A 25,889-nucleotide genomic window follows, 5' to 3' on the forward strand; every position below is an offset into this window, starting at 1 on the left:
CCCCGCTCCCTCGGCGCCGGCGCTATGCTGGCGATATCCGTAGCGCTAACAGGAGCAAATCATCATGGAAATCGCGGCAATTGGGTTGGATATTTCGAAGCACGTATTTCACGTTCATGCAGTTGATGCCCAAGGGCAGGTGACCGATCGCCAACGCCTCCGGCGCGGCGAGATAGTCTGCTTCTTCTCCTCGCTGTCGCCCTGCCTGGTTGGGATAGAGGCTTGCGCCACCGCCCATTATTGGGCACGCGAGATTCAGCGGTTTGGGCATGACGTGAGATTGATACCGCCAGCATATGTGAAGCCCTATGTGCGGCGAGGAGCAAAGAACGACGCCGCTGATGCGGCCGCAATCTGCGAAGCAGTTACCCGCCCCAACATGAGGTTTGTTCCCATCGAGAGCGTCGAGAACCAGGGTTTCTTGATGCTTCATCGTGCGAGAGGCCTGCTGGTCCGCCAAAGAACCATGACGGCTTGCGCTATTCGAGCTCACTTTGCTGAGTTCGGAATCACTGTAGGACAGGGCCGTCAAAGGGTGGATGGTCTAGTGGACTTGTTGGATGACGAGAAGCTGGCGCTACCTACCACTGCCCGTATGGCACTGGCTGCTCTTGTGAACCAACTGAAAGAGTTGGACCGGCAGGTCGAAGCCATCGAGCGAGAGCTGGCTCAGATCCATAGTGCAAATCCGATGGCGAAGTTACTTTCCTCTATTCCCGGCATCGGCCCCATAACGGCCACGGCTCTCGCCGCGACCGTGCCGAACCCGACCATATTCCGCTCCGGGCGAGAGTTCGCGGCCTGGCTTGGCCTGAAGCCCAAACAGAATTCCACCGGCGGGAAGGACCGGCTCGGCCGGATAACGAAACAGGGCGATTCCTATCTCAGGCACTTGCTTGTCATCGGAGCACGCAACGTCGTTCGGTATCCAAAGGCCCGGTCCCGGGTTGGAGGTGGCTCAATCGAAGCTCTGCTTGAACGGCGTCGGCCCATGATCGTTGCTATCGCTGTCGCCAACAAATTGGCTCGGATCATCTGGGCAATGATGACGACCGGTGAATTCTATCGGCCTAAGCTCGCGGCCTGAGCTGCCGCGAATTCTGGCCACCTTAAGGTGTGAGGGCAGATGACAGCGTGATGGAAACCGGCGGAGCTGGGGATCGAGAAAGCCCGAAGAGCTTTAAGCGCAACAAGCGCGACCCGTTGATGAGGCCTCGATCCGCGATCTCCATCAGGGCCAGCGGCCATGCTATCGGTCGCAATGACAGGCCGTATACATGAACGCACCCGACCGATATCCAGAATGCTGTAAAAACCTCTTGCACCCCTCGATGAAGGCATTCTGGATGGGCTTGCCCGGCACGATGTAACGCCATGCGACACGGCTCTGACCGGCCCGTGTCAGGATGGCGTTGCTGGTGAACTCGCTGCCGTTGTCGCTGACTACCATCTTCGGCCTGCCGTGTTCCATCACCAGCCGGTCCAGCTCCCGCGCCACGCGGGTGCCGGAGAGCGAGGTGTCGGCTACCAGCGCCAGGCACTCGCGGGTGCAATTATCGACCACGGTGACGATACGGAAGCGGCGGCCATCGGTGAGCTGATCCGATACGAAGTCAAGCGATCAGCGGTCGTTCGGCGCCATCGCCACCGTCATTGGCGCCCGGGTCCCGATCGCCCGCTTGCGGCCGCCGCGGCGGCGCACCGCAAGCCTCTCTTCCCGCTAGAGCCGGAACAGCTTCTTGTGGTTGATCAGATAGCCTTCCCGCTTGAGCAGAACGTGGAGGGCCGATAGCCGAAGCGACGGCGCTCCTGGGCGATCGCCCTCATGCGCTGGCGAAGGCCGGGTTCGTCCGCCTGGGGTTGTCTGGCACCTCATGGACATGCAGCAGCAGCCGATGGCTTTACACGCCCGCCGTTCGCTCATCCTGAAGGCGCCTCGGAGATGCGCGACAGCTTTCCGCTTGGCTGCGGGCGTCACCATTTCTTTCCCAAAAGGTCCTTCAAGGCGGCGTTGTCCAGCATGGCGTCGGCCAGCAGCCGTTTCAGCCGCGTGTTCTCGTCCTCCAGCGTCTTCAGCCGCTTCGCCTCCGACACCTCGATCCCACCGAACTTCGCCTTCCACTTGTAAATGCTGGGCGTCGCTGACGCCCTGCTTGCGGCACAGATCGGCGACCGACACGCCGGCCTCATGCTCCTTCAAAATCCCGATGATCTCCTCATCCGAAAAGCGGCTGCGCTCCATCCTCTGGTCCTTGTGGGCCAGAACGAACTTCAAACTGGGTTATGCCCCTGCGGCAAGGTCAGCCGCGTTGTCTCGATCGCGGTGGGAGTTAACGGTCATCGCTGTCGATTCTCGGCATGGACACTGCCACGTCCGAGTCCGAGACGTTCTGGTCCGGATTCTTTCGGAAGCTTGCCCGGCGCGGCCTGCGCGCGGCGGGCAAAGATCACCGCGGTCGAGCAACAGATCGGTCTCGAGTGCGGAGTGTGCCGCGACAATCTTAGTTCGGCAGGCTCCCACACCCGGAGGAACGGCGGCGCCATCCACCGAGGACTGCGGTGTCGAGCCGGAATGGCCGCCACCGCCCCCTTGGTGGTGCCAATGAGGCGGCGGGGCTTTCGTAGTTCACGCGCTCTGAGTCGGTAATCAGCATTGCGTGCCCTTAGATCTCATCCTTCGGGCAAATCGTCCAACCAGCAGGCAGCCTCCACGTGCGGGCGGGAGAAGATCTTTCCGACCTTTCCGAGAGCTTTGTTTTGGTGATATCGCATATACACGCGGTCATCGTCCCCAAGATCGAGGATCTCGATCTTCCCTGTGTAATGAGACATAATGTATTTGAATGTTTTTTGGATTCCACTGAGACGTTGATTGATTCCGCGGGTAATCTCCAGTCCGCGGCGGAGTGAAACCTGAAAGTGCGATGCGCCCTTCACCGGCCTCGCCTGAAAAAGATAGTAAGGGCGCACTCCAATTTGGTGACATTTGGCAAAGGTCGCCGCCAGGATCTCGGGATCATCGTTGACTTTCGCGAGAAGCACGGACTGGTTGAGGAATTGGACGCCCTGTGCACGTAAAGAGCGCACTTTGCGCTCGGCATCGATCGAAATCTCACCAACGTGATCGAAATGTGTGACGATTACTGCAGTCTTACCTGCCTCATGGATTCGTTGGAACAAAGCCGGTAGAGCGGAATCCTCAAACCGGTTTGGGGCAAAGGCGATCATTTTTGTGCCGAATCGAATTGATTCTAAATGTCGGATCGGCAGCAGATAATCAAGAATTCTATTGAGCTTAATGGTGCTGAGCACGAAAGGGTCACCTCCTGATAGCAGCACGTTCGTAATCTCGATATGGCCGCCGATATATCGCGCAACCTGAGCAAAATCGGGTGCAGCTTCATCGGAGTCCTTGCCTACGATACGTTTGCGAAAGCAATAACGGCAATATGAAGCGCAACGATCCGTCACCAGCAACAACGCGGTCTGAGCGTATTTGTGCTGGAGTCCGGGCATGACCGTGTTGTCGTACTCGCCGCTCGTATCCAGACTGCCGGGACTCTCAAACTCCTCGACTGATGGCTCCACAATGCGTTTAAGCTGGTCGTAGTAACTGCCGGTGGTAATCTGTTCGTGGTAAGCTCTTGTGACATGATGCCGCGTGATGTTGTTGACTTTCAGTTCATCATTGGTAACCACGAACGTCCCTTCGATGAACTTCATGAATTGTTCTGTAGAATGCAGCGGATTAACTGTGCTTGTCATTGCTGCTCCTTGTTATAGCGGACGAGCTGCATTGGTACGGCGATTTACTCACTGATGTTACAGCATCAACAATGGATGGAAACCTACCTACTCTGGCGAGGAATATTGGCCCCCGGTATTCCAGGAATATTGGCGCGTAGCAAATACAATAGGGCGGCAGAGCGCTCCCGGGCGGTAGTGGAGCCGGTCGGCGCAGCTTGGGCCAGATGATGTCGTCGGTCCAGTTCGACGAGTTCACCACACGCTGTCGCCCATGATTTCGCTCGAGACGATAAAGATCAAATGCTCTTCGACGCGAACATGTGGCGTCGATGTGCGCCATCATGCATGCGCGATTCTGCGGGGTGTACCACGCGCTGTGAGCGAGCGGAGATCAATACCGAAGCTCTGCCGCGAAGCCCGCGACAGCTGAAGTTATCTATATCATGCAACCATCTCGGAGCATCGCCCCGCTGAGAACGCGAATTGGCGGCACGCAGCGTCTCAAGGGCTCGAACCGAGACTTTTGTACAACATTGTACGTATACCTGCTCAAATATCAGCTCTGACGAGCCTAGCCTGCTCACAGTAGCTGAAGACGCACGACGATCAGGGCTGCGTAGACAGCCGCCGCAATTGTCAGGCCAACCGAGACATCAAAGGAAGCGGCACCAGCCTGTCTTTCGGTCCGCGCAGGCGGCGTAATGCTCCGCACGGCATCAGTGACAGAGACGCTCGCTCTAATCAAAAGGCTTTGCAGCGAGTCCGCCCCTCGCGTCGGCATCGCGGATCGATTCTCAGAAACACCTCGGCGATGTCAAGAGAGGCGATCACCGCAAATGACGGGATTGTGATGATTACAATAGCGCCGCGCACCGCGGCGGGGGCCTGCGCTGGCCTGGCTCAACGGATCTATTGCGCAGGCGGTCAGGCCGAAAACTTGATCAACCTGTACAAGTGCCAAATCGACTCCAGCTGCCGCTGGACATTTGCCAGCTTGGCCCGTCTGGTCCCCCACACCGCCGCCTATTGGGTCGCGCTCATCGTACACGACAAGTGCACAGAGCGCCGCTCGTCATCTCGATCGCGTCAAACGCGTTCCCCACATGCGCCCCAAATTGCAAAGAAACCGTGTTACAATCTGCCGACTCTACATGGGACGCAAATGTGCAACTCTTCACGCGTGTACTCATCTCACCCATAAGCGCACGAAACTTTGAATTTAGGAAAGCCGTTGTCCAGCTAGTTCCGCAATGCTTCAAGGAATGTAGATGGAGTGTAGCCAGGACGTTTCGGAATGGTTTCGTGCTGAGCGCGGACGGCTGGGCACCAAGGGGGATGATCCGTCGGATCGGGAAAGAACTCGGCGAACCAGCCCTTCAGCTTCTGCTTCAAGAGGCGCTTGATCGGCGCGTAGAAAATCTCCTCTTCTGCCGGGTTGGAGGAACGCGATATCGCTGTTTTCGGCGCGCACGCCGGCATTCCTCGGGGTCGCCGCCGTCGTCGAATATCATGTTCGGGCCGCCGCCGTTATTCCAGTCGAACAGCTTATCGGAGTAGTCCTGGGTAGTTCTCGGTGAGCGCCTCGCCCTTCGCGGCGACCACCGGAATGCGCGCACGGCGATCGCGGCAGCGGCACGGTCCTCCGTCGAATAGACTTACAGGAGATCCAGCCGATGTCTGCGCCGAGCTCAACCAGGGTATCGAACCGCGATCTGAATTGGCATGTGCAGAGCGGCGATATGCGCGCCCTTGAGCGGCTGCTTCGGACCAAACTCTCGGATTGCCACCAGGCCGAGCATTTCGGCCTCGGCGAGCGAAATGTCCTTGACGATTTACTTTGTGAAGCCTGTTAGTTTCTGTTCCTATCGTAGAATGCGGCGCTGCACACATCCGAGATTGCCCGTGCTCTCGTAGAGCGCACACAGCGCATTACGCCGCATCAGTACGGCAAATCCGGCGAGGCTCCCCTGTGTCACGCCAAAGTCGTGCCTCGAAGCCCCAACACGCGTGACCGCAATAGTCGTGCTCGCGATTTTCGTGGACATAGCGACGCACGCCACTGCCTCGCGTCGCAGATCTTGGAAAGCTTCAACGCTATGCATGTAAGGCCCCCCGCTTACGAATCAAGCCCGATAGAGAGCGTGTCTTGTACGGCTCAGTCATTAGCGAGCGCCGCTCTTCGGAAAGCAGCGACAACCCTGCTTGGACCCCTGGGCGCTTCGCAGGCTTCAATGAAGTTCTTGTACCAGATCATCATGGTTTGCCGCCTGCAGGACCGATCGGATAGCGTTTGCGGCCTCATCGACGTCGTCATCGCTAATAAGATAGTGGAGGACAGCTCGAATGATCCCTTGGCGGAGCGAGCCCATCCGCACGCCGCTCTGCAACAGCGCAGACAAGAATTCTCGGGTCGATAGGTCGTCCCGCTCAAGCCGAAAGAACACCATGTTCGTCTCGATGACCGGAGGGTCGAGGCAGATGCCGGGAATGGCGCTAATCCTCTCTGCCAGCAGCTGCGCACGCCGATGGTCTTCGATCAGCCGGTCCACCATAGTTTGAAGCGCCACGACACCTGCGCTGGCCATGATGCCGGCTTGGCGAAGGCCGCCTCCCAGGAGCTTCCGATAGCGCCTCACTCGCTCCATGAAGGGTCGCGTTCCGCACACCATGGAGCCGAATGGCGCGGCGAGTCCTTTCGATAGGCTGAACATGATGGAGTCGACGTCCTCCGCCATTTCCGCTGGCATCCTCTTCGAGGCAATCGCCGCGTTGAAGATGCGGGCGCCATCAAGATGGAGCGGCAAATCATGCTCGTCAGCAAGCGCGCGCACCTCCTTGATATAAGACGCAGGCAGAATCCGCCCGCCGCGTTGACATTGGGGATTTTCCAGCACGATGACGCCCGGCGGCGCGCACTGGTAATCGCTATTGTCGCGGATCGCCGCGCGCAGCTCATCCAACGATAGCCGCCCGTCAAATTCTGTCGCAACCGGGTGCAGAACGAGGCCGCCCACAACCGAAACGCTACCGGCTTCGAAATCGTATAGATCGGAACGATCGCCGACGATCACTTCTTGGCCACGGTGACAATGCGCCAGCAACGCGGTAAGGTTTCCCTGGCATCCGCTCGACACGAAAGCTGCATCTTCCTTACCGAGCATGTCCGCCGCCAATGATTCCAGGCGGTTTACCGTCGGGTCTTCCCCGTAACCGGAGTCGCCCACCTCCGCTTTGAACATGGCGTGCCGCATCTCCTGGGTGGGGACCGTTACAGTATCGCTAAGCAGATCGATCATCTTCTCTCCACATTTGGCGTTTGGCGATCAATGTTTGAGACAGACCTTCGGCGCGTTCGGCCTCGATCCAGCAGAAGGCACGCGACAAATGTAGTGACCAGTGCAGCAAGCAAAATCTGCTATCTCATCGTCATCGCTGACCAATGGCAATATTTCTTTACTCATCCGCAATCTATCGCGTCCATAAATGGGTCACGACGCAGACTTTGCAAATGTCTGGTACGGGAACCAACCCAATCGGGACTGCGTGTCAACGATTTGAAAGGCCAGTTCGCCAGGCATCGTAATCTCGCGGATTTCTGTCAGGACACCAATTGCATGACAAAGGGAGAGCCTCGCGTGGTCACAAGATGAGATGCATGCCGCAATCAATGCGCACGCATTCGCCGGTCATGTTGCTCGATGCCGGGCTGGCGAGAAAGCAGACGAGCTGTGCTATGTCCTCAGCGGTCGAGACAACCTTAAGCGGCACACGCGCCAGCACTGCATCGCGGACCTGCCGGGCACCTGCCTCGCCACGGCCCTTAGTGAACCAGGGGGTATCGATATAGTCGGGACAAACCGTGTTGACGCGAATGGAGGGCGCCAGCGCCCGCGCCAGCGGCAGCGTCATGGCATTCAGCGCGCCCTTGCTCGCCGAGTACGCGACCGATGAGCTGCCACCGCTGATGGCTGCCACGGAGGAGACGTTTACTACCGCGGCCGGCCGTCCGGTCACTCTGGCGCCGGCCTCAAGCAGCGATCGCGCCGCACGGATCATCTGGTATGGCCCGATCGTATTGACGGCATAGATGCGCTGAAAATCCTCCGCCGAGAGGCCGCCAAGATCCTGATGCGGGACATGTTTTGTGATCCCAGCATTGTTAACAAGCACATCGAGCCGCCCCCAGGGCTCGGCAGCCGCGACGATCTTCCTACAATCCTCATCGCTCGAGACGTCGCCCTGCACCACCACGACCTCGGGAGCGCCCGACTTGCGGCAGGCTTCGGCTGTGGCCTCCGCTGCCTTCCGGCTGTTCGAATAGTTTACTACGATGCGCGCCCCGCCTTTGGCCCAGAGGCCCGCGGTTGCCGCTCCAAGCCCCGACGCCGAACCAGTCACGATCGCGCACAATCCATCCTTCGACATCATTCCCTCTTCTTGAATATTCAAGCCGCATGTTATCGATGGCACGCCATATCGCGCGGCAGAACGCGCGCAGGCTCACAAAATCTCCATTTCATAGCATATACACGGTCCGCTGCCGGCGTTGATGTTGACCAGCATCTCCTCGCCCGGGGGCCGCAGGCCCTTCGTCACCCGCTCGCGTGAGCAGGTGGAAGAGCTGACGGCGCTTGTCGTTCGCGGACCTGCGTGAGTACCTGGATGCGGTCGCCGGCGCACAATTCCCGCGGAAGGAAAAGCTGCGTTTCGACCGCGTGGTAAGTGCCGAAATTTGAGCGGTACTCGCGGTCGACGCCGATGCAAGGAGCAGAGTGTCGGTGGCAATGCCGCAGAGCCGGAGACAGCAGCCCTCAGTCAGGCCGCCGTTGTAGTCGATCCCGTCAGACGGTATCAGTCGCGTTGGCATCCACAGCGAGCCGGGGCTATTAGGGAGCTGCGGAAAGCGGCCGCGCACCGAGCGTCTGGCCCGTGCCGTATGTCTGTGAGTGGAGGCCCCGCAGCACGGCCAGCAAGCAATCGTGGCGCTTCTGTTCGAGCTTAGGGAAGACAGGTTCTCGGCTCGAACGCCTGACTGCTCGGCAAGTTTGTCCAGAACGGCATCGGTGAGTTCGGGCCGGTCGGTGAGCGTCGACCATGAGCACTTCAGCTGGGGTTCCCATTTCTCGATGAACTGGTGGATGGCCGTCCCGTTGCTGCCGATACGCAAGGGACTAATGAGCGCCCGGCCCAGCCCGAAGGAACATCGGACCGTGCCATGTATCTCCTGCACCGCGTCCAGATCGTCGTGCGCCAACCACAACGCGTTGCGCAACATCGACTGCGGCAGTCGGTTTGCGATGAACACCTCCACGTCTTTGCGCATCGCGCGAGGATCCCCCCTGGTCAGCATCTCGGGCGCGGCGCGCTCTCTGGCGCACAGTTTAACCAGCGGCAGCAGATACACCGGCTTGAACGGGTGCGGAACGAGCGGCCGCTCGTGGTCTTGCATTTCCCCTTGCAGCAACAGGAAGGAACTCTTAGGCATGAACTTTGATCTCTTAGGAATGAACTTTGAGAGCGAGCTTCTCGCGGACCTCATCCGCGCTCATAACCCGCACCTCAATCCGGTCGAGAATTTCTATTGCCCGCTGCACGAGCTCGGAGTTACTCGCCAGTCGCCCGCGGCAGAGGTACAGGTTGTCCTCCAACCCCACCCGCACGTTTGCGCCAAGCAATGGTGCCAATGCCGCATACGGGAGCTGCATTCGTCCAATCGAAAAGGCCGAGTAGATGGCGGAGGGCGGGAGACGGTGCACTAGCGCCATCAGCGTGGTCGGATCGGCGGGCGCGCCATAGGGAATCCCCATGCACAGCTGGATCAATGGCGGATCCTCGATCAACCCCTCCCTGATCAAATCGTGCACCATCACGAGATCACCGGTATCGAACACCTCGAGCTCGGGATGCACACCGAGCTCTTGCAGGCGTGCTGCCATCGCGCGCACCGTCGCGGGCGTGTTGACCGAGATCAACTCGCTGCTGCTGCCATAGTTCAAGGTCCCGCAATCTAACGTGCAGATTTCGGGGCGCAGCTCTTCGACATGCAGCAGCCGCTCAAGCACGCCCGCCATGTCCGTCCCCGCCGCCAGCGGCAGTGGAGATTCCGCCCCGCCCAGTACTAGAGCGCAGCCCATTCCCGTGGTCAGGTTGATTACCGGATTCACATCCGACTTCCGAATGCGCTGCACCACTTCCCGATAGAGCGCCGGATCCCGCGAACCCCGCCCCGTCTCAGGATCACGCACGTGGATGTGCAGCACCGCCGCCCCTGCCCGCGCCGCCTCGATCGCTGAGTCGGCGATCTGCTCCGGGGTTACTGGCACATTCGTATATTTCGGTCTATTTCCACCGCCCGTAAGGGCACACGTGATAAACACTTCGGAAATCATCCACTTCTCCTTTCGCTGAAAGCTTGACCTGTCCGAAGCCAACCAGACGGGTTCATGTCATGATGTCGATTTTGGAGCGTCAGCGCATTGGCCAGGATCAGTCGACCACGTCTCATCGGAACTCCTGACCAAAGGCCCGTGGCGAACACCTTGGCCAGGCAGGCCTTAATTCCAGCAATCCGCGTGCCACTCGGGGAATCCTATGCGGAGCTGCCTCAGGAGACGTGCAACTAACAGCCCGCTCTTGGAATGACGCTGCGGGCTGTCGGAGTTCCGTCCTTGCCGTAGTAAACCGAACACGGAGTGCACGCTATCGGATCGCCCTATCCGCGCTTGAACGCTGCTTGATGATGATGCCCCTCGGCATCATGACATTCTGGCTGGTGGTGCGTTGATGCAGCGGCTCAAGCTGTGTTCTTTTTTAAGTGGCGCGCTTCTCATCAAAATGCGGTCGCGAGGCGGATTAAGCAGTTGAGGCGCCGCACCGCAAGAGCGCGTAGAGCCTTAGCCCATCTGACTGAATAGTTGGGAATTCCCAATCAAGGTCTGTGAGTGCTTCAAACTGCTCGCCGGGGCCGGAGCCCGGCGAGCATGGAGGAACCGCTGTCTATGAATCTTCGAACGTTTGATCTTGCCCTCAAGTCTCCAATCCTGAGCTCGGCCGCCATTCGGGCTCGCTTTGCTGAGTTCGGAATCATTGTCGGACAAGGCCGGCAACGGGTGGATGGTCTGGTGGACTTGTTGGATGACGAGGGGCTGACGCTACCGGCCCATGCCCGCATCGCACTAGCCGTTCTTGTGATCCAACTGAAGGAATTGGACCGGCACGTCGAGGCCATCGAGCGCGAGCTGGCTCAGATCCAGCGAGTAAATCCGATGGCGAAGTTGCTGTCCTTGATTACCGGCATCGGTCCCATAACCGCCGCGGCTCTCGCCGCAACCGCGCCCGACGCGACCATGTTCGGCTCCGGGCGAGAGTTCGCCGCTGGGCTGGGCCTGACGCCTAAGCAGAATTCCACCGACGGGAAGGACCGGCTCGGCCGCATAACCAAACAGGGCGATTCCTATCTCAGGCACTTGCTTGTCATCGGAGCCCGCAACGTCGTTCGGTACCCAAAGGCACGCTCCCGGGTTGGAAGCGGTTGGATCGAAGCCCTGCTTGAACGGCGTCGGCCCATGGTCGTCGCCATCGCCGTTGAGTGGACGCATATTGAGCCGCGACACCAACCGAGCGTTCACCCTTCTTCGGCATCGCCGTGTCGTCAATAACCAGCACCGCGTCCTTGCCGCCGACAAGCCGGTCGGCCTGATTGAGCAATTCCGATTCCAGCGGTGCCGCGTCCCAGACACCATCGGCGATGAAATGGTGCAGCTGATCATAGTTGCCCGTTGCCAGGCGTATCGCCATCGGCTGAACGCTTTTGCGGTCGCCAGGACCGATCAATCCCGCAACGTATAGGGGGCACATCCGCTGCCGGGACTTATGACCCAACCGATCCAAGAATGGCTTCAGCCAGCGTTCGAGTTCGTCTTCCCAATCCGCCATGGTCAGCCCTCCAAGAGCCGACCACCCATGAATCATTGAAAAATCGATTCGAGAATCCCAATAAATCAGCGGAATCTAATAATCTGCCAAAGTAGTGCTAGCCTAAGAGCCGTGATCCATCCATGACGCGGAAGTCTGCGTAAAGTGGACATGATATGGACCGGCGAGCGAGCCACGTTTAATCTGGGGAATGACGTAGTTACGATGATATGGAGATCGAGCCCTTGAACGTGCGCATCAATCTCTTCTAAACACTTCAAGAACTCGATTGCCTTGGGGGCGCTTGAAGCATTTGCCGATAACGAGCCCGAGGCGACATCGAGCGCGGCAAAGAGCGAGGTCGTACCATGCCGCACATCGCTGTACGTACGGCGCTCCGGCCCGCCGGGCGTCATGGCAAGACCGGCCGCTCGCGATCGAGCGCCTGAATCCTACTTTTCTCATCGATGCTGAGGACAAGAGCTCGGTTCGGTGAGGATAGGCAAAGCATATCGCGCCGCTTGAACGAATAGCGGGTGCTCTACGACCCATCTGATGAGGTGTGAACTGCTCCCTGTTTTGACCGGACACCGGCGTTAGGCGGAGGAGCTAGGCCTAGTCCTAGGCATACGCCTATGTCCGAGACGTTTTCAAAGGTGGAAGTCATCACCGGCGTTGCCCGCCGGCGACGGTTTACGACGGAGCAGAAGCTCCTGGTCGTTAACGAGACGCTGCAACCGGGCATGTCGATCAGCTATGTTGCCCGTCCATGGGCTCTCCCCGAGCCTGGTCTTCCGATGGAGGCGGCTGATGAGCGAAGGGGGCAAGGAAGCAGTGCGGGCGGATGAGGATGTGGTCGCCGCATCGGAGGTCCGGCGGCTGGAGGAACGGGTTCGGGACCTCGAACGCATGCTCGGCCGCAAGACCCTGGAGGTCGAGATCCTCAAGGAGGCTCTTGACCTTGCGCGGGTAAAAAAACCGACCTTGCTGTCGCGATCGCAAGCGCCGGAGGATACCCCGTGAAGCGGATCGCAGAGACCCTCGGGGTGGCCCGCTCCAACCTGGTTGAGCGAGTTGACGGCAAGCGTCCGAAGCGCGGTCCCCAGATCCGCGCCGGGGATGTGGAGCTCACGTCTGATATCCGGCGCCTGGTGGACGCCCGGCCGAGCTATGGATACCGGCGGATCGCCGCGCTCCTCAAGCGCGCGCGGCGACCCGCCGGCCACGATCCCGTCAACGCCAAGCGCGTCTACCGGCTGATGAAGAAGGGCGGCTTGTTGCTGGCTCAGGGCGCCGCATCCCGCGGGCCCATGATGGAACGATCATGACGAGCCATTCCAACGAGCGTTGGTGTTCGGACGCGCTGGAGTTCACCTGCTGGAATGGCGAAATCGTGCGGGTTGCCTTTGCCCTGGACAGCCATGACCGCGAGGTCATCAGCTGGGTGGCCACAACGGCCGGGATCTCCGGCGAGATGATCCGGAACATGATGGTCCACTGTGTCGAGCAGCGGTTCGGCGACATGCGCGCTCCACGCAAGGTGCAATGGCTGAGCGACAATGGCTCCATCTTCGCTGCCTATCGCACCCTTGAGATCGCCGCGGCCCTGAACCTCGAACCTTGCTTCACGCCGGTCGAAAGCCGCGAGAGCAACGGCATGGTCGAGGCGTTCGTGAAGACCTTCAAGCGCGACCATGTTCGTGTCAACCCGATCCCCGATGCGCGCACCGCGCTGCTGCGGATCGACCACTGGATGGAGGATTACAACTCAGAACACCCGCATTCCCGGCTGGGCTACCGCTCGCCGCGGGAGTACATTGCATCACTCAAACCAGCCGAGTGTCCGGTCTAACGGGGTCAACTCCAGGTGTCGGAGCCTTGCTGGTGTCGCCGCTAAACAAAGGGGGCAGATTTGACGCTTTTAAGTGTTTTAACATCAGCTCGATAGACTGACTTTTGGACTTAATAGAGAACCCCCTATATTTTACGGCGCAGCTTTGCTCGTCAGTCTAAGCAGGCCTTCTTTGTTGTTGCGAGCTTCCTTCGGGAAGTACATTTGTACCGATGATTCCCTCCCTCGCTAATTGCGCCATCGCTGCGTCAGACAAGCCAAGAAGTCCCGATAAAACCTCTATGTTGTGCTGTCCCAACGTCGGCGCTGCAGCGCGGATAGGATAGGGCTCAGAACCTTCGCGAATCGGCAATGATAGCTGCGGATGCCGGCCTATGAAAGCGCGTTCGACTTCCTGCAGAAACGCACGCGACTGGAGATGTCGATCCTCGAGCAGATCAATTGGCAGACGGGCTACGCCGGCGGCAACGCCTGCGGCTTGTAACTCATACATGGCCAGATCGGCGTCCCGAGTGAGTGTCCATGCTTCAATGCCTCTCTCGAGAACATCTTCGATGCTCCGACGAATTTCCTCGGATTTGAGCGACGGGTCCGCGGCCCAGTCAGGGCGGCCAATTACGTGGGCAAGCCTGTGCCACATGTTTTCGTTCGTCGCGGCTACCATGATCCAATTGTCTTCACCGGCGCATCGGAAGCAGCCATGCGGCACGAATTGCGGATGCCGATTGCCAAGCCTTCTCAGCGACGTGCTGTCGAGTGAATGAGCGGTGATCCACGGCGCCGCAAATGGCATCATGCATTCGATCTGGGCAAGATCGATGAACTGTCCCTGCCCTGTGTTGCGGGCGTGGATCAGGGCGACCAGAACTGCAGCGCAGCCGTTTAACCCACCGACGGCATCCCCAAACGCAATGTGGCTCATCACTGGTGGGCCGTCGGCATTTCCGATCACGCTTGGTAATCCTGAACCCTGCTCGAGAGTCGAGCCGTAGGCCCGGCAATCGCGATTGACGCTATTTGCGCCAAACGCTGACATTGACATCATGACTAGCCGCGGGTTAAGCGTTTTTAGTACGTCATAACCAAGTCCGAACTTCGGAAGCACATCGACCGAATAATTGTCGACGACAATATCAGCTCTCGCCACAAGCCGTTTGGCGAGAGCAAGGCCCTGCTGCCGCGTGAGGTCGAGCGTGATTCCGCGCTTGTTGCGGTTCATAGTACAGAACCGCACTAGCTTTTCGTACATCTGCGCATCGATATAGGCCCGCCCTCGATCAACGCCGCGCCACCAGTCTGGATATTGGATAGCCTCAACCTTGATGACGTCCGCTCCGAGATCAGCCAGCGTGCGCGTACACAACGGACCTGCCCAACCCATCGAGAAGTCGATGACCCGAATTCCCTGCAATGGCGGCCGGGTCGTGTCGATACGGCTGGGTGATGGCAACCCAGTGCCGGCCAGATCTCTTGGCATATTCTGCGCGCTCTGCCGCTCGCCGAGGGCGGGAACCTTTCCGCCCCGACGCGGCGGCGTCAATGTCAACCGTTGCGCCGAACCGACCGCTAAGCCCTCCTCTTCGCCAAGCCAGACAGGCACAATCGCCCCTCGCACTTTCTTCTCCATGTCCTGGAGCAAATCGGATATTTCCGGGACTGGCACGATCGGTATCCTTCGTTTTCGCCCATCTGCGAACCATTCCTGGGCAGTCCGCGACTTCAACCTCGGCGTAAACGCTTGTTCAATCTGTTCCAGGTTTTTCAGACGATCTTCGCCGAGGACCAAAGCGGACTGATCACGCAATTCCGATAGGCCGAGCATGTCACAGAATGCCCGCCATTGTGCCGGTGTTGCCACCGTAACGCCGAGCCAACCCTTTCTGGTTTCGTAAATGCCAACCGGAGAGCCTGGCCAAAAACGGTTAATGCCGATCCGACGCATCACGTCACCGTGCGCAAACGCCTCTGACATGAGATACTCACTGAGAGAAAGGCTGGATTCGAAAATACTGAGCGACCACGACCGTCCCCCTCCGCCTTGCGCCTGCGCAACCACCGAGGAAGCCGCGGCAATGAATCCCCACAGGCCGGCAAGGATGCCCGTTTGGAAATCCGGTGCGTGCATCGGCGGGCCCTCGACGGGGCCAACCAAGCTGATAAGGCCGGCAAGCGCGCGAACGGTTGAATCCGTTGCGGCAAATCCAGAATAGGGCCCCTTCGGGCCGAACCAGCTCCCTTGAAGGCAAATCAACCCAGGACGGAGCTGCCGGATCGCGGCCAAATCAATGAACGGGCAGTCTGCGGGATCGACGTCGCGACCATCGATCAGAATGTCACAGTCCTCGATTAACGCTGTCAGTCGTCTGCTTGCCTGTCGTGCGATGGGATCGATTACGATGCTTGACTTGTTGAAGTTCAGAAAAGCGAACCAGGCGCTCTGCGCGCTCGGCGTGAGTGGCAGGCTTCTTCTAAGTGGATCCCCTTTTGGCGGCTCGATCTTCAGAACATCGGCACCAAAATCTGCGAACAGTCGCGCACAATAACTGGTTGATGCCGAGCTACCGATTTCGACCACCCGCAGATGCGACAACACTCCCATCAAGGCCTCCATTTTGATAGTCTGAATTATGGTCTATTGCGCGATGCGGGGCACGGCACACTGCCTGCTTGCAATCGGCCATAAGCTGGAGGCGCCAGAACCGAACGCAGAGTCTTTTCCAACGCTGTCTTCTGGGCGAACTCGCCGACCTGTAGATGCGACAAGATATGGAGGTGCCGTCGGCGCACGCTCTGCAACTTTGTTGCTGCAACGCCCTCCGTCGGCGCCGGCAACCAGGCGGTAGCTAATGCTCCAGCCTCTGGCCTCCGAATTGGGCCATGCCGCGCCTGAAGAAAGAACGAAAGCCCGCATCGTGAGACGTGCAACGATTTCTCCACGTTATTGCTCATTGTACCGGCTGAGCCGCATCATCGCTCAGATCGTCAGCCGATCCTACGCCATTAGCAAGTGATCGAGGCACTACCTACTCTGGTGAGGAGATTTAGTATAGTTGAGAGCTGAGAAAGACTATTGGACGGTATTGGCATTCAACTGCGGCATTGAGCGATGGCCGAGTCAGTTCGCCTCGGTCTCTCGATCGGCGTGCGGTGTGGGTGAGGCCGGCTTGTAATCGGTAACGATCACGCGATCGTCGACCTACAGTTGTGCGCAGAGAAGGTCCGCCCGCACGATGACAGGCCGATGCCCTTCGTACGATGATCACCACGTCTCGGCGGCGCAACCGATCTAGAGGGGTCCTTCTCGCAAGCCGGGCGCGGACGGTGGCGCATCGAGAAGTAATGATGCGTCGATCGTCATCGCGCGCCGGGCCGGTCTGGTTCGTCGGCAGATGTGGCTCAATCTGAGCCCACTGCTTGTCGTTGAGCCAGAACAGTCCTTTGCGCATCGAAGTCCCCCGATCATCAGCGGTATCATTCACATGCTTCAGTGCGGCGCACGCTGGCGCGACTGCCCGCCCGATTATGGTATCCCTTTCGATTCACTTAGATTAGATTAGGGTCTGTACCTAATTAGCGAACTCTGATTCCCTCGCGCCGAGTTGATTCGATGCGCCTGCAGGGGCGGAGGCCGGCAGGGATGTCGAAGGCTCTTTTCGCTGGACGCGTTCGGGTTCTGACCGCGGTTTTGGCGGGCGCAGCACACCGAGAGGCGGACGAACTGTATGGGGTGCGGGCGGCGAGTGTAAGCCGGCTGCGGACGCGCGAACGCTAGCGGGGGCGACGCGCATCGAGAAGCCCTTCGTGGAGATCGGCGGTCCAGTTGCATTGAGGCGCACACGGAGAAGAGGCTTGCGATGCACGGTCATTGGAAGGGCACAACCTTCGTCGCGCGAATCATCTCGGCCGGCATTATCGCCCCTGGGTCCGCGATCAAATTCAATAAGGCGTGTACCTGTCACTACGCAAAGGATGACCAGATGACATCAGATTGCAAAAGGCGTCTACCAACCGGTGCGCAGCTGTCGGCGTGCGATCCGGCCGGATGCGTGCGTTTCGAGCCGGGAGAGGATGTCGACCGCGGATAGTGCGGAACCGGGGCGAGCCATTCTTGGATCATAAGAACGTAGGGGTCGAGCATCGATGGCCGATGTGGACAGGCTTACGCCTTACATACGGTGCCGATGAATGACGCGGATCGTGGCCGCGAGTAGGAGCAAGCCGCTCGCGACACGCGCGCCCTCCATTCTCACCTGAGGCAATATGGGTGGCAATTTTCTATGTCGCCTGAAGAACTGGCAATCGAACGCCGCTCGACAGCTGATTAGCAGCGCGGAGCTCACACTAGTGGTTTATCACAGTGGTTTTGACTCTTTGGAGGTCGTTGGATAGGCGCGGCGGAGTTTGGCGCGGGCTTTGTCGGTTGTGAACATCCACTTGATGCGTTGTCGGGTTTTATTTCGCGGCCGTTGCCATGCAGCGATCTCGTTTCGGAGCCTTTTGGGGTCGTCGATGCGACGGCCGAGACATTGACGCTGCAGCACGCTGATCTCGCACTCGACCATGTTGAGCCAACTTGCGTGTTTCGGGGTGTAGTGGAATTCGAGGCGGCGCAGGATGCGACGGGCCTCGGCAGGCGCAAATGCTTGATACAGCGCGCCGGCGGTATGAATCGACAGATTGTCCTGAACGACACGGATGCAGGCGGCGTCGGGATAATGGATGTCGACGAGTTCACGCATGCAGTGCGCGTAGTCCACGTCGGCGCGGCGGTCTGTAACCTTGACGTTGCGCCAGCCACGATGCGGGTCGAAGGTAACGAAGAGATTGACGGTGCCGTTGCGGCGGTACTCGTAATCGTAGCGCTCGCGCTGTCCCGGCTCGGCTGGAATCGGCTGACGGACCTCGCCGATGAGCTGGACGGGGGTCTCGTCGAAGCAGACCAGCGGCCGGACGGGATCCGGCGCCTCGGCGTAGAGGTCGAGCACGTCCTCCATGCGGGCGACGTATTCGCCATCGACATGGGGGATGCACCACATGTCCCTGCGCCATGGCTTGAGGTCGTTCTCGGCCAGCCGGCGACGCACGGTCTCGCCCGACAGGCTGTCATGATCGGTGAGCTTGACGATCGTGTCGGCCAGCAGCGTCAGCGTCCAACGTTTGCGGTCGGCGGGCGGCTTGGCGCATGCCGTCGCCACCAGCAGGGCCTCCTCCCTGCCGGTCAGCTTGCGCTCTGCGCCCGGACGCGGCTCCTCGCTCAAGGCCCGCTCCAGATTGCCTTCCACGAAGCGGCGCTTGGTCCGGCCGACGCTGGACAGGCTGACCCGGACGGTTCGGACAATCTCCGCGTCGCAACTACCGGCATCGGCCGCCAGCAAAATCTGCGCCCGCTTGAGCTTGCGGGCGGCATGCTTGCCGCCGCCGCGCATCGCCGTCAGTTCGTCCCGCTCGATTTGGCTCAATTCGACCCGATAACGTACATTCATGCTTCGCCTCCTTGTCGGAGGCCCGGACGAATCCAGCGATGAGTCAAAAATCAGGCACGCGCTTCACGGAGAAGCAGGGGCACTACCTGGCCTTTATCTACACCTACGCGCACATGTTCGGACGCCCACCCGCCGAAACCGACATGCAGCGCCATTTCCGCGTCAGCCCGCCGTCGGTCCACCAGATGATCGTCACCCTCGAACGAAACGGCTTCATTCGCCGTCAGCCCGGTGTTCCCCGGAGCATCGAGATTCTTTTGCCACCCGAAAACTTGCTCATCCTCGAATGGCTCGGCATCAAAACGTCAAAATCACTGTGATGAACTACTAGGTGCCGACGCACGCTCCGTGTCCTGGATTCCAATCGCGACAAGTGTCCTTGCCCAATCACCGCAAGCCGCTGCTCGCTACTGCGCTGCTCGCCCTCGCCAAGCTCTCGGGCAAAGGCTACCAAATCAATCTGCCGTGGTGCGGCCGTTATCCCTGGCATTCCAGCCCGCTCATCGAGGCGGTTCCCTAGTTCGTTTTGTGCCTCGCGCATGCTTGCCAGCAATACTACCGGATCAAGCGTGCAGTAGATCTCTCGCAGCTTGCGCTTCGATGGTGACCATGATCTTGCCAAGGTCGATATGGTGGACCGCCTGAACCGCCAACTGCGGGGCCGGGCGGCCTTCTACAAGTACACGGACTTCACTGCAACCACGTTCCGGCACGTCGATCATGTCGTGTTCTGGAAAATGGCGCACTGGCTGGCGAGAAAGTGTCGGAGCCGCATCAAACCATTGATGCGGAGCTGGTATCGAGCACCAGTCGCTGGGCAGGCCAAGACCTGGTTTGTCCACGGGGTCAGGGAACGAGGCCATCGTGTCGGGAAAGCATTGCACCGATTGGTTTCCATTCCAAAGGGGCAGTTCCGATGGTGAATCCGGAAGCAAATCCCTACATCTTCAGGGAGGAGCCCAGGAAGACCATTACCTCGCGATATCAGGATGTCGCAATGGCTATGGGCCAGACCTGAACGGAGAGCCGTATGCGCTGAAAGGTGCCCGTACGGTTCGGGGAGGAGAAGCGCTTATGCGCTTCTTACTCCATTGACACTTCTATAACAGCAGGCGTCCCCATTCGAGTCTTGACGGCAGCACGCCGGATCAAGCCTAGTTCACCTCGCTGCCACTCCGCATGGCCGCCTAACCCCGGCACAGGCTCCACCTATCGACGCGGAAACTAAGTTCAGACAACCGGGACCAGCTCTGGGATCTCTCGTCCGCTTCGTCATCACAGCCCGTCAGAAAGGCGATGACGCGCCGGCTGCACTCCTTTGAAAGTGAAATTCGTACTCCTTACGATCCGGATCGCATCCACGATGCTGCTGCCGAGAAAAGGCGCCAAGCCGCATACCAAACAATCCTTCGCGATCGCTCGACGGTGCTATGGTTGCGATAAGTGGCCACGCGACTTCGCCCTGCTTGATTTGGTAGCTACCCAAGCGAGGCAGCCTGGTGATTTAGTTCGTTGGAACCAAGGGCCGAACGAGCTGCCCATAAGATTTGTACAGAGACCTGCAGTCCAGCCGCTAAGCCTGACGGCGAGCGGGCGCAGCTGAGCGGTCGGAACACATTAACAATGAAGAATGAAATGCAACAGCCGATCGCTCCCACCGAAGGCGGTCGCCCAAGTGGACTGTTTCGGAACACTGCCCACGCGATCAGCGAGAGCAGGCCATATTTCGATACAGTCCCGATCGCTAGTCTCATGGCCGCCCATGGACGCTCTGCGACCGGATGCGCTGTTGCCTGGGGCAACGGTCTACTTGACGGCTGTCCGCGTGTGATTGATTTTGCGCGATGCTCTTACCTTGGCCTCGACAATCATCCGATGATCGTCGCCGGAGCAATCGAGGCGATCGAGTCGCATCGGTCATTGCATTGGCCCAGCGCCCGGACGCGACTCAATTTCGATCTTCTGGGAGAGCTTGAAGAAGGCCTCTCTGAGATTTTTCGCGCCCGTGTGCTCGCTTTTTCCAGTGGCATGCTCGCCAATCTGGGGGCGATGCCCATCCTTGCTTCGGGTCAATTGACGGGCGGCAGGAGGCCGCTCATCGTGTTCGATCGATCTGCACGCATCTCGCTTGCCTATCACAAGCCGTTGGCGACTGATGAAACCCGGGTGAAAGCGATCTTGCACAACGACCTAGACGCTCTTGAACGCTTGTGCCGCGAAAATCCCGTGGTGGCCTATGTGTGCGATGGTGTTTACTCCATGGGAGGCTATTCACCGATGAAGGAACTGCGTCAGCTCCAGGAACGGTATGGTCTCTTTCTCTATATTGACGATGCTCACGGTATATCGATCTTCGGACGCAAAGGCGAAGGATTTGCTCGCTCTCAGTTTCCTGAAGTGCTCGGTGGCCGAACGATTATAGCAGCCTCTCTCGCCAAGGGATTCGGCGCATCGGGCGGCGTATTGATGCTTGGAGTGGCGGATCACGAGGCGCTGTTTCGACGATATTCCATTCCGTATGCATTTTCTGAGGCGCCAAATCTTGCTGCAGTTGGTGCGGCGCTTGGGTCGTGTAAAATTCACCGCTCGGCAGAACTCGGCCGGCGGCAGCGGCGGTTGGCGCAACGGATCCACGTCTTCGACCGTCGCATTGCGACCGCCGAGCAGGGCAATGCACTTCCGATCAGAAACATCACTGTCGGATCGGAGGCCAATGCGATTGCAATCGCTAGAGGGCTTCTCGACTGCGGCTTCCATACCATCCCAAGTGTCAGGCATGGAAAGGCGGGACTTTGGTTGTGCATTACAGCGGAGCATGAGGTTCGCGACATAGAGCGACTGTGCGACGCGATCTTGCAAAAAGTAGCCGAAAGCACGGGAAAGCCGTACCCTCTCAGGTGATTCTTCCGGGAGAACTGCTAGCTGCGCATTACGACGATCGCGACCACCCGCTACGACGCATCGCGACCACCCGCTACCCAGTATGAAGGCGCCGTTGGGCAACACTTGGTGATTCTCAGTATTCTCGCGTGGCGTCAAGCGGGGTGGAGGCGGTCCCCGTAGTCAACAGGAGGGACCCGCGCGCGCTGCGGAGTGCCCCCACGGCTGACGCAGCGGCGCGCGCGGGAGGTCCCTGTTGACCCACGGGGGCGGCCGGGATGACGGATCTGCGTGTCATTTCTTGGCTCCCCTCGACGGTATGCCATCCGCTGCGGTTGGTGTCGCGGGCTGCGCCAGCGGCTCGATTGCTTCGGCGACTTTGATCTTGCGCATCGACGGGCCGTCGAGTTCGAGCCGGTAGGCATTGTGGACAATGCGATCCAATATCGCATCGCCAAGAGTGGGCTCGCCAATAACCTCATGCCAAGTTGCCACGGGGAGTTGGCTGGTGATGAGGATGGAGCCGCGGCCATGACGGTCCTCGACGATCTCCATGAGATCGCGCCGCTGGCTGGCTGAGAGGCGGTCGGGTCCCCAATCGTCAAGGACGAGCAAATCGACCTTGACCAGCATCCGGAATAGCCGCGCGAAGCGGCCGTCACCGTGGGCGAGATCGAGATCGGCGAACAGCCGTGGCACGCGGGCGTAGTGGACTGTGTAGCCATCGCGGCAGGCCTTCTGCGCGAGCGCGCAGGATAGCCACGACTTGCCCACGCCGCACGGGCCGCTGATCAGCAATCCGCGGTGCTCGGCGATCCAGCGGCACGTTGCCAATTGCTGGAACAGCGCTTTGTCGAGCCGGCGCGGCGTCCGGTAATCGACGTCCTCGATTGCGGCTTGGCTGTGACGCAGCCGAGCGGCACGCAGTCGGGTCTGGAAGCGGCGGGTGTTGCGATTGGCGGCCTCGCGGTCGAGCAGCAGCGCCAACCATTCGGCGTGCGCGAGATCGCGGGTCTCCTCTTGCGCTTCGAGCTCGACGAAAGCCTGCGCCATGCCGTCGAGCTTGAGCGCTCTGAGCTGGTCGAGGGTGGGGTGTGTGAGCATCAGTCGTCATCTCCTCAATGGAAGTAGGTTGGGCCGCGGATATTGTCGTGCGCTATCGCCGGCCCGTCCGCGGACGTTGCAGGCCGCTGGCGATCGAGGTTGTTCTTCAGGATCGAGTTGACTGAGCTATAGGAGCGCGCACCGATCTCGAGCGCACGACTGCAGGCGGCTTCGAGCCGTTCGCGGCCATAGCTTTTGGCGAGCCGCAGGATGCCGACGCAGGCGCGGAAGCCTTGCTCGGGATGCGTGCGCTCCTGCAGGATGATCTCGACGAGCGCCGAGGTGTGGCGCCCGATCTCTTCGGCCTGCCGCCGCAGTCGCTCCGGCGTCCAGTCGGCATAGCGTCGATGGCTCGATGGCATGTGCTCGCGCACCGTCGTGTGCTTGCGATTCGAGGATGAGCGCACATGGGCGGCGACGCGTTGGCCGCGGTGGAAGACTTCGATCGTGCGTGCGGTGATACGCGCCCAAATCGTCTCGCGCAGCAACTGGTGCGGCACCGAGTAGTAGTGCTTCTCGATCTCGACGTGGTAGTCGAGCCCGACCCTGCATTCCTTCCATTCGGCAAAAACATAGAGCTCGGCCGGCAACGGCTTGAGGGCTGGGCGCTCCAGCTCCTCGAAGAGCGCGCGGCGGCTCGCACCGAGGTGCCGCGACATGCGGTCATTGATCTGCGTGACCAGCTCGGCAATGGCCGCGTTCAATGCCGTGAGCGAGAAGAATTGCCGGTTGCGTAGCTTGGCGATGATGAAGCGGGTCGCGACTTGGACTCCAACTTCGGCCTTAGCTTTATCCCGAGGCCGATACGGCCGCGCCGGCAGAATTGTGGTGCTGTAGTGAGCCGCCATCTCGGCGTAGCTGCGATTGACCGCCGGTTCATAGAAGCACGCTTTGGTGATGCCCGATCGCAGATTGTCGCACACCACCGTCGCCGGAACCCCGCCCATGAATGCAAAAGTGCGCGTGTGCGAACCGATCCAGTCGGACAGCCCCTGCGTCCAGCTGGCCTCGGCGTATGTGAGGCTCGATGCACCGAGCACGGCGACGAACAGCTGCGCCGTCATCGCTTCGCCGGTCGATGCGTCGATCACCGCAAGCGTCGTGCCGGCGTAATCGACAAACATGCGCTCGCCAGCGACGTGGCTCTGCCGCATGGTCGGCGACAGCCGCGCCTCCCAGGCGCGATAGAGTTCACAGTAGCGGCTGATGCCGTAACCATCGGGGTGGACGGCGCGATGCTCCTCCCATAACAGCTGCAGCGTCACCCCCGGCCGGCGCAGTTCGCGGTGAATAGCCGCCCAGTCCGGCTGCGGCCGCCGATCCTTGGCCACGACCGCAGGCGGCGGGAAGAGCTGGCGCTCCAGAGCTTCGTCACTCAGGCCGTCCGGCAGCGGCCAGGCGAGGCCGGCACGCCGCGCCCGCCGGATGCACTCCCCGGCGGCCGTCGCGCTCACCCCGAGGCTGGCGGCGATCTTGCGTTTGGACATACCGGCTGCGGACAGCCGCAGCACGTCACGGATCTTGCGCATGGGTAATCTCGGTCTAGGCATTGCCCCCCGCTCCTTGTGGAAAAGGAGCGAAGCCATGCCGATTCGCGGATTACCCAACGGCCTCCATCACACCCGTCCACAGGCTGGTCGCGATCGCCCGGAATGGGTGGTCGCGATCAATCGTAGCGGCTGGTCGCGATCCATCGTAGCGGGTGGTCGCAATCAATCGTAGCGCGCAGCTAGCTCCAGACTCATCAATTCCACCATGAAGCTGCGGCCAGACCGACAGAAGATAAGTAGTTTCGTGCCATGTCAATAACGACGTGCTATGCACATGCTGAACACTACGACCTGCTTGTAGTGAGCCGCCTGCACGTACCGTTCCGAGATGTTGGACCGCAGTGACGCTCCGCTCATCAATGCCAATCGGACGCGGCTGATCTGAACTCGTTTCTCCCCAAATCGTCGGCATGACAGGGGGATAGGATGGGCTGATCCAGCGCGTAAAGCATGGCAAGCGAAACGCCGATGGCGACGCGCAGCACTTTTTCAAAGGCGAGCAAGGCAGTCGGATTAGTAATGATTTTTTTAACAGGAGAGAATCTGGGCGGCTCACGTCGCATTCGAAAAACAGGGGAGCCGCAGTCCGGCGCGCTCCAGTTCTTCTGCGCAATGGATGATTGCCGCTTTCCCGGTGTGCGCTGCGAGGAGTTTGGTGACTAGAAAATCCGATCGGGACCGCCACGTTTGCCGACTTCCGGCGCATCGGTGGCACGGTCTACGTAGCCATCGTGCTACATACACAATGGGAGTGCCGCTCCAGTCGACTGACGGCGAGAAAGGTGCGGTGCTCGGATGGACCAGAACCGCGGAAGTATGACGGGCTTCTACCGACCGAGATACGACGGCTGAAGAATCTCGAGAACGAGAACGCGAAGTTGAAGAAGTTGGTGCCCGGTTTGTCGCTCGACAAAGGGATTCTGCAGTGATCCGCCGAAAGTTAGAAGCCTGGCGGGAAGCGCACGCCTCGACGAGGTTTGCAGTGAACGAGAGGTGTCGATCCGCCGGGCCTGCGCGAAGATCGATCTCCTACTGCAAGTCGCGTCGCTCCGGCTCGGCTGCAACGGATCAAGGAGGTCTGCTATGTCCGCGTCGGCTGCGGCTATCGTCGTGTTCACGTCCGGCTTCGCAATGAGGGTTGGGGCCATGTCAAGAACAGGACACGCCGCATCTAGCGCGAATTGGGCCTGCAATTACGCAACAAATCGCCGAAGCGTCGGGTCAAGACCAAATTGCAGGATCATCGCAGGCCTGCAACACGGTCGAACGAGACCTGGGCGATGATTTTATTCACTATCAGGACGGGACAACCTCCGCGAGCTCACGATTGTCGATATCTTTTCCTGCTTCTCGCCGGCG

General features: G+C 59.7%; 16 protein-coding genes and 8 pseudogenes. 10 read left to right on the forward strand and 14 right to left on the reverse strand.

Annotation, left to right across the window (positions count from 1 at the left end):
* Nucleotides 1–64 precede the first annotated feature (64 nt).
* Nucleotides 65–1,087, forward strand: coding sequence for an IS110 family transposase (locus QA640_RS37475; protein WP_283037750.1), 1,023 nt, complete (start codon nucleotides 65–67; stop codon nucleotides 1,085–1,087).
* 240 nt (nucleotides 1,088–1,327) lie between these two features.
* Here the strand turns inward: QA640_RS37475 and QA640_RS37480 are convergent.
* Nucleotides 1,328–2,242 (reverse strand): annotated as a pseudogene (locus tag QA640_RS37480) (IS3 family transposase); the annotation flags it as partial.
* 51 nt (nucleotides 2,243–2,293) lie between these two features.
* Between QA640_RS37480 and QA640_RS37485 the strand changes: the two are divergent.
* Nucleotides 2,294–2,433, forward strand: a pseudogene (locus tag QA640_RS37485) (transposase); the annotation flags it as partial.
* A gap of 237 nt (nucleotides 2,434–2,670) precedes the next feature.
* On the opposite strand, the gene QA640_RS37490 reads toward QA640_RS37485, so the two are convergent.
* The gene (locus QA640_RS37490; protein WP_283037751.1) at nucleotides 2,671–3,765 is read right to left on the reverse strand and encodes a lysine 2,3-aminomutase; all 1,095 of its coding nucleotides are present in this window, start codon (nucleotides 3,763–3,765) and stop codon (nucleotides 2,671–2,673) included.
* A gap of 889 nt (nucleotides 3,766–4,654) precedes the next feature.
* Here QA640_RS37490 and QA640_RS37495 point away from each other — a divergent pair.
* A pseudogene (locus tag QA640_RS37495) lies at nucleotides 4,655–4,798 on the forward strand (IS1380 family transposase); the annotation flags it as partial.
* A gap of 311 nt (nucleotides 4,799–5,109) precedes the next feature.
* On the opposite strand, the pseudogene QA640_RS37500 reads toward QA640_RS37495, so the two are convergent.
* The 5 genes and pseudogenes from QA640_RS37500 to QA640_RS37520 all read right to left on the reverse strand — a co-directional run.
* Nucleotides 5,110–5,579: pseudogene (locus QA640_RS37500) on the reverse strand (adenosylhomocysteinase); the annotation flags it as partial.
* A 396-nt stretch (nucleotides 5,580–5,975) separates the two neighbouring features.
* Nucleotides 5,976–7,043: a GntG family PLP-dependent aldolase gene (locus QA640_RS37505; protein ID WP_283037752.1), complete on the reverse strand. Its 1,068-nt coding sequence runs from the start codon at nucleotides 7,041–7,043 to the stop codon at nucleotides 5,976–5,978.
* Between the two features lie 343 nt (nucleotides 7,044–7,386).
* Nucleotides 7,387–8,172, reverse strand: coding sequence for an SDR family oxidoreductase (locus tag QA640_RS37510; RefSeq protein WP_283043007.1), 786 nt, complete (start codon nucleotides 8,170–8,172; stop codon nucleotides 7,387–7,389).
* A 91-nt stretch (nucleotides 8,173–8,263) separates the two neighbouring features.
* Nucleotides 8,264–9,232: a hypothetical protein gene (locus QA640_RS37515; protein WP_283037753.1), complete on the reverse strand. Its 969-nt coding sequence runs from the start codon at nucleotides 9,230–9,232 to the stop codon at nucleotides 8,264–8,266.
* A 13-nt stretch (nucleotides 9,233–9,245) separates the two neighbouring features.
* Entirely contained in the window at nucleotides 9,246–10,136 is an 891-nt protein-coding gene (locus QA640_RS37520; RefSeq protein ID WP_283037754.1) for a 3-keto-5-aminohexanoate cleavage protein, read from the reverse strand.
* Between the two features lie 876 nt (nucleotides 10,137–11,012).
* Between QA640_RS37520 and QA640_RS37525 the strand changes: the two genes are divergently transcribed.
* A complete protein-coding gene (locus QA640_RS37525) occupies nucleotides 11,013–11,405 on the forward strand; it encodes a transposase (protein ID WP_283043008.1) in 393 nt (130 codons plus the stop codon).
* Here the strand turns inward: QA640_RS37525 and QA640_RS37530 are convergent.
* Together QA640_RS37530 and QA640_RS37535 are read right to left on the reverse strand one after the other, a co-directional pair.
* Nucleotides 11,335–11,718: pseudogene (locus tag QA640_RS37530) on the reverse strand (transposase); the annotation flags it as partial. The gene QA640_RS37525 and the pseudogene QA640_RS37530 overlap by 71 nt on opposite strands.
* Nucleotides 11,719–11,796: 78 nt before the next feature.
* Nucleotides 11,797–12,184: pseudogene (locus QA640_RS37535) on the reverse strand (IS630 family transposase); the annotation flags it as partial.
* A gap of 112 nt (nucleotides 12,185–12,296) precedes the next feature.
* On the opposite strand from QA640_RS37535, the pseudogene QA640_RS37540 reads away from it, so the two are divergent.
* A pseudogene (locus QA640_RS37540) lies at nucleotides 12,297–13,513 on the forward strand (IS3 family transposase).
* Nucleotides 13,514–13,670: 157 nt separating this feature from the next.
* Here the strand turns inward: QA640_RS37540 and QA640_RS37545 are convergent.
* The 3 genes and pseudogenes from QA640_RS37545 to QA640_RS37555 all read right to left on the reverse strand — a co-directional run bounded on the left by QA640_RS37545 (nucleotide 13,671) and on the right by QA640_RS37555 (nucleotide 18,996).
* A complete protein-coding gene (locus QA640_RS37545) occupies nucleotides 13,671–16,112 on the reverse strand; it encodes a CoA transferase (RefSeq protein WP_283037755.1) in 2,442 nt (813 codons plus the stop codon).
* A 736-nt stretch (nucleotides 16,113–16,848) separates the two neighbouring features.
* Nucleotides 16,849–16,959 (reverse strand): annotated as a pseudogene (locus QA640_RS37550) (IS5/IS1182 family transposase); the annotation flags it as partial.
* Between the two features lie 906 nt (nucleotides 16,960–17,865).
* Nucleotides 17,866–18,996, reverse strand: a complete 1,131-nt coding sequence (locus tag QA640_RS37555; protein ID WP_283037726.1) for an IS630 family transposase — start codon at nucleotides 18,994–18,996, stop codon at nucleotides 17,866–17,868.
* A gap of 38 nt (nucleotides 18,997–19,034) precedes the next feature.
* Here QA640_RS37555 and QA640_RS37560 point away from each other — a divergent pair, with 38 nt between their 5' ends.
* The 4 genes from QA640_RS37560 to QA640_RS37575 all read left to right on the forward strand — a co-directional run bounded on the left by QA640_RS37560 (nucleotide 19,035) and on the right by QA640_RS37575 (nucleotide 21,897).
* Nucleotides 19,035–19,316, forward strand: coding sequence for a helix-turn-helix domain-containing protein (locus QA640_RS37560; protein ID WP_283037727.1), 282 nt, complete (start codon nucleotides 19,035–19,037; stop codon nucleotides 19,314–19,316).
* 59 nt (nucleotides 19,317–19,375) lie between these two features.
* Nucleotides 19,376–19,516, forward strand: coding sequence for a hypothetical protein (locus QA640_RS37565; protein WP_283037756.1), 141 nt, complete (start codon nucleotides 19,376–19,378; stop codon nucleotides 19,514–19,516).
* A 109-nt stretch (nucleotides 19,517–19,625) separates the two neighbouring features.
* Nucleotides 19,626–19,919 (forward strand): group II intron maturase-specific domain-containing protein, encoded by a 294-nt coding sequence (locus tag QA640_RS37570; protein ID WP_283043009.1) that lies wholly within the window; start codon nucleotides 19,626–19,628, stop codon nucleotides 19,917–19,919.
* A gap of 904 nt (nucleotides 19,920–20,823) precedes the next feature.
* A complete protein-coding gene (locus QA640_RS37575; RefSeq protein ID WP_349253663.1) occupies nucleotides 20,824–21,897 on the forward strand; it encodes an aminotransferase class I/II-fold pyridoxal phosphate-dependent enzyme in 1,074 nt (357 codons plus the stop codon).
* Between the two features lie 273 nt (nucleotides 21,898–22,170).
* Here the strand turns inward: QA640_RS37575 and istB are convergent, their stop codons facing one another.
* Both istB and istA read right to left on the reverse strand, forming a co-directional pair.
* Entirely contained in the window at nucleotides 22,171–22,980 is an 810-nt protein-coding gene (istB, locus tag QA640_RS37580; protein WP_283037758.1) for an IS21-like element helper ATPase IstB, read from the reverse strand.
* A 14-nt stretch (nucleotides 22,981–22,994) separates the two neighbouring features.
* A complete protein-coding gene (gene istA, locus QA640_RS37585; RefSeq protein ID WP_283037759.1) occupies nucleotides 22,995–24,509 on the reverse strand; it encodes an IS21 family transposase in 1,515 nt (504 codons plus the stop codon).
* Nucleotides 24,510–24,980: 471 nt separating this feature from the next.
* Between istA and QA640_RS37590 the strand changes: the two genes are divergently transcribed.
* A complete protein-coding gene (locus QA640_RS37590; protein ID WP_283037760.1) occupies nucleotides 24,981–25,193 on the forward strand; it encodes a hypothetical protein in 213 nt (70 codons plus the stop codon).
* Nucleotides 25,194–25,889 lie beyond the last annotated feature (696 nt).

Origin of the sequence: Bradyrhizobium sp. CB82 (genome assembly GCF_029714405.1) — a bacterium.
Classification (GTDB): Bacteria; Pseudomonadota; Alphaproteobacteria; order Rhizobiales; family Xanthobacteraceae; genus Bradyrhizobium.

Excerpts from the sequence above, each read along its gene's own strand:
- QA640_RS37475 (WP_283037750.1), top strand. The coding sequence starts at position 65 with ATGGAAATCGCGGCAATTGGGTTGGATATTTCGAAGCACGTATTTCAC.
- QA640_RS37490 (WP_283037751.1), bottom strand. The coding sequence starts at position 3,765 with ATGACAAGCACAGTTAATCCGCTGCATTCTACAGAACAATTCATGAAG.
- QA640_RS37505 (WP_283037752.1), bottom strand. The coding sequence starts at position 7,043 with ATGATCGATCTGCTTAGCGATACTGTAACGGTCCCCACCCAGGAGATG.
- QA640_RS37510 (WP_283043007.1), bottom strand. The coding sequence starts at position 8,172 with ATGTCGAAGGATGGATTGTGCGCGATCGTGACTGGTTCGGCGTCGGGG.
- QA640_RS37515 (WP_283037753.1), bottom strand. The coding sequence starts at position 9,232 with ATGCCTAAGAGTTCCTTCCTGTTGCTGCAAGGGGAAATGCAAGACCAC.
- QA640_RS37520 (WP_283037754.1), bottom strand. The coding sequence starts at position 10,136 with ATGATTTCCGAAGTGTTTATCACGTGTGCCCTTACGGGCGGTGGAAAT.
- QA640_RS37525 (WP_283043008.1), top strand. The coding sequence starts at position 11,013 with ATGGCGAAGTTGCTGTCCTTGATTACCGGCATCGGTCCCATAACCGCC.
- QA640_RS37545 (WP_283037755.1), bottom strand. The coding sequence starts at position 16,112 with ATGGGAGTGTTGTCGCATCTGCGGGTGGTCGAAATCGGTAGCTCGGCA.
- QA640_RS37555 (WP_283037726.1), bottom strand. The coding sequence starts at position 18,996 with ATGAATGTACGTTATCGGGTCGAATTGAGCCAAATCGAGCGGGACGAA.
- QA640_RS37560 (WP_283037727.1), top strand. The coding sequence starts at position 19,035 with ATGAGTCAAAAATCAGGCACGCGCTTCACGGAGAAGCAGGGGCACTAC.
- QA640_RS37570 (WP_283043009.1), top strand. The coding sequence starts at position 19,626 with ATGGTGGACCGCCTGAACCGCCAACTGCGGGGCCGGGCGGCCTTCTAC.
- istB (WP_283037758.1), bottom strand. The coding sequence starts at position 22,980 with ATGCTCACACACCCCACCCTCGACCAGCTCAGAGCGCTCAAGCTCGAC.
- istA (WP_283037759.1), bottom strand. The coding sequence starts at position 24,509 with ATGCGCAAGATCCGTGACGTGCTGCGGCTGTCCGCAGCCGGTATGTCC.
- QA640_RS37590 (WP_283037760.1), top strand. The coding sequence starts at position 24,981 with ATGGCAAGCGAAACGCCGATGGCGACGCGCAGCACTTTTTCAAAGGCG.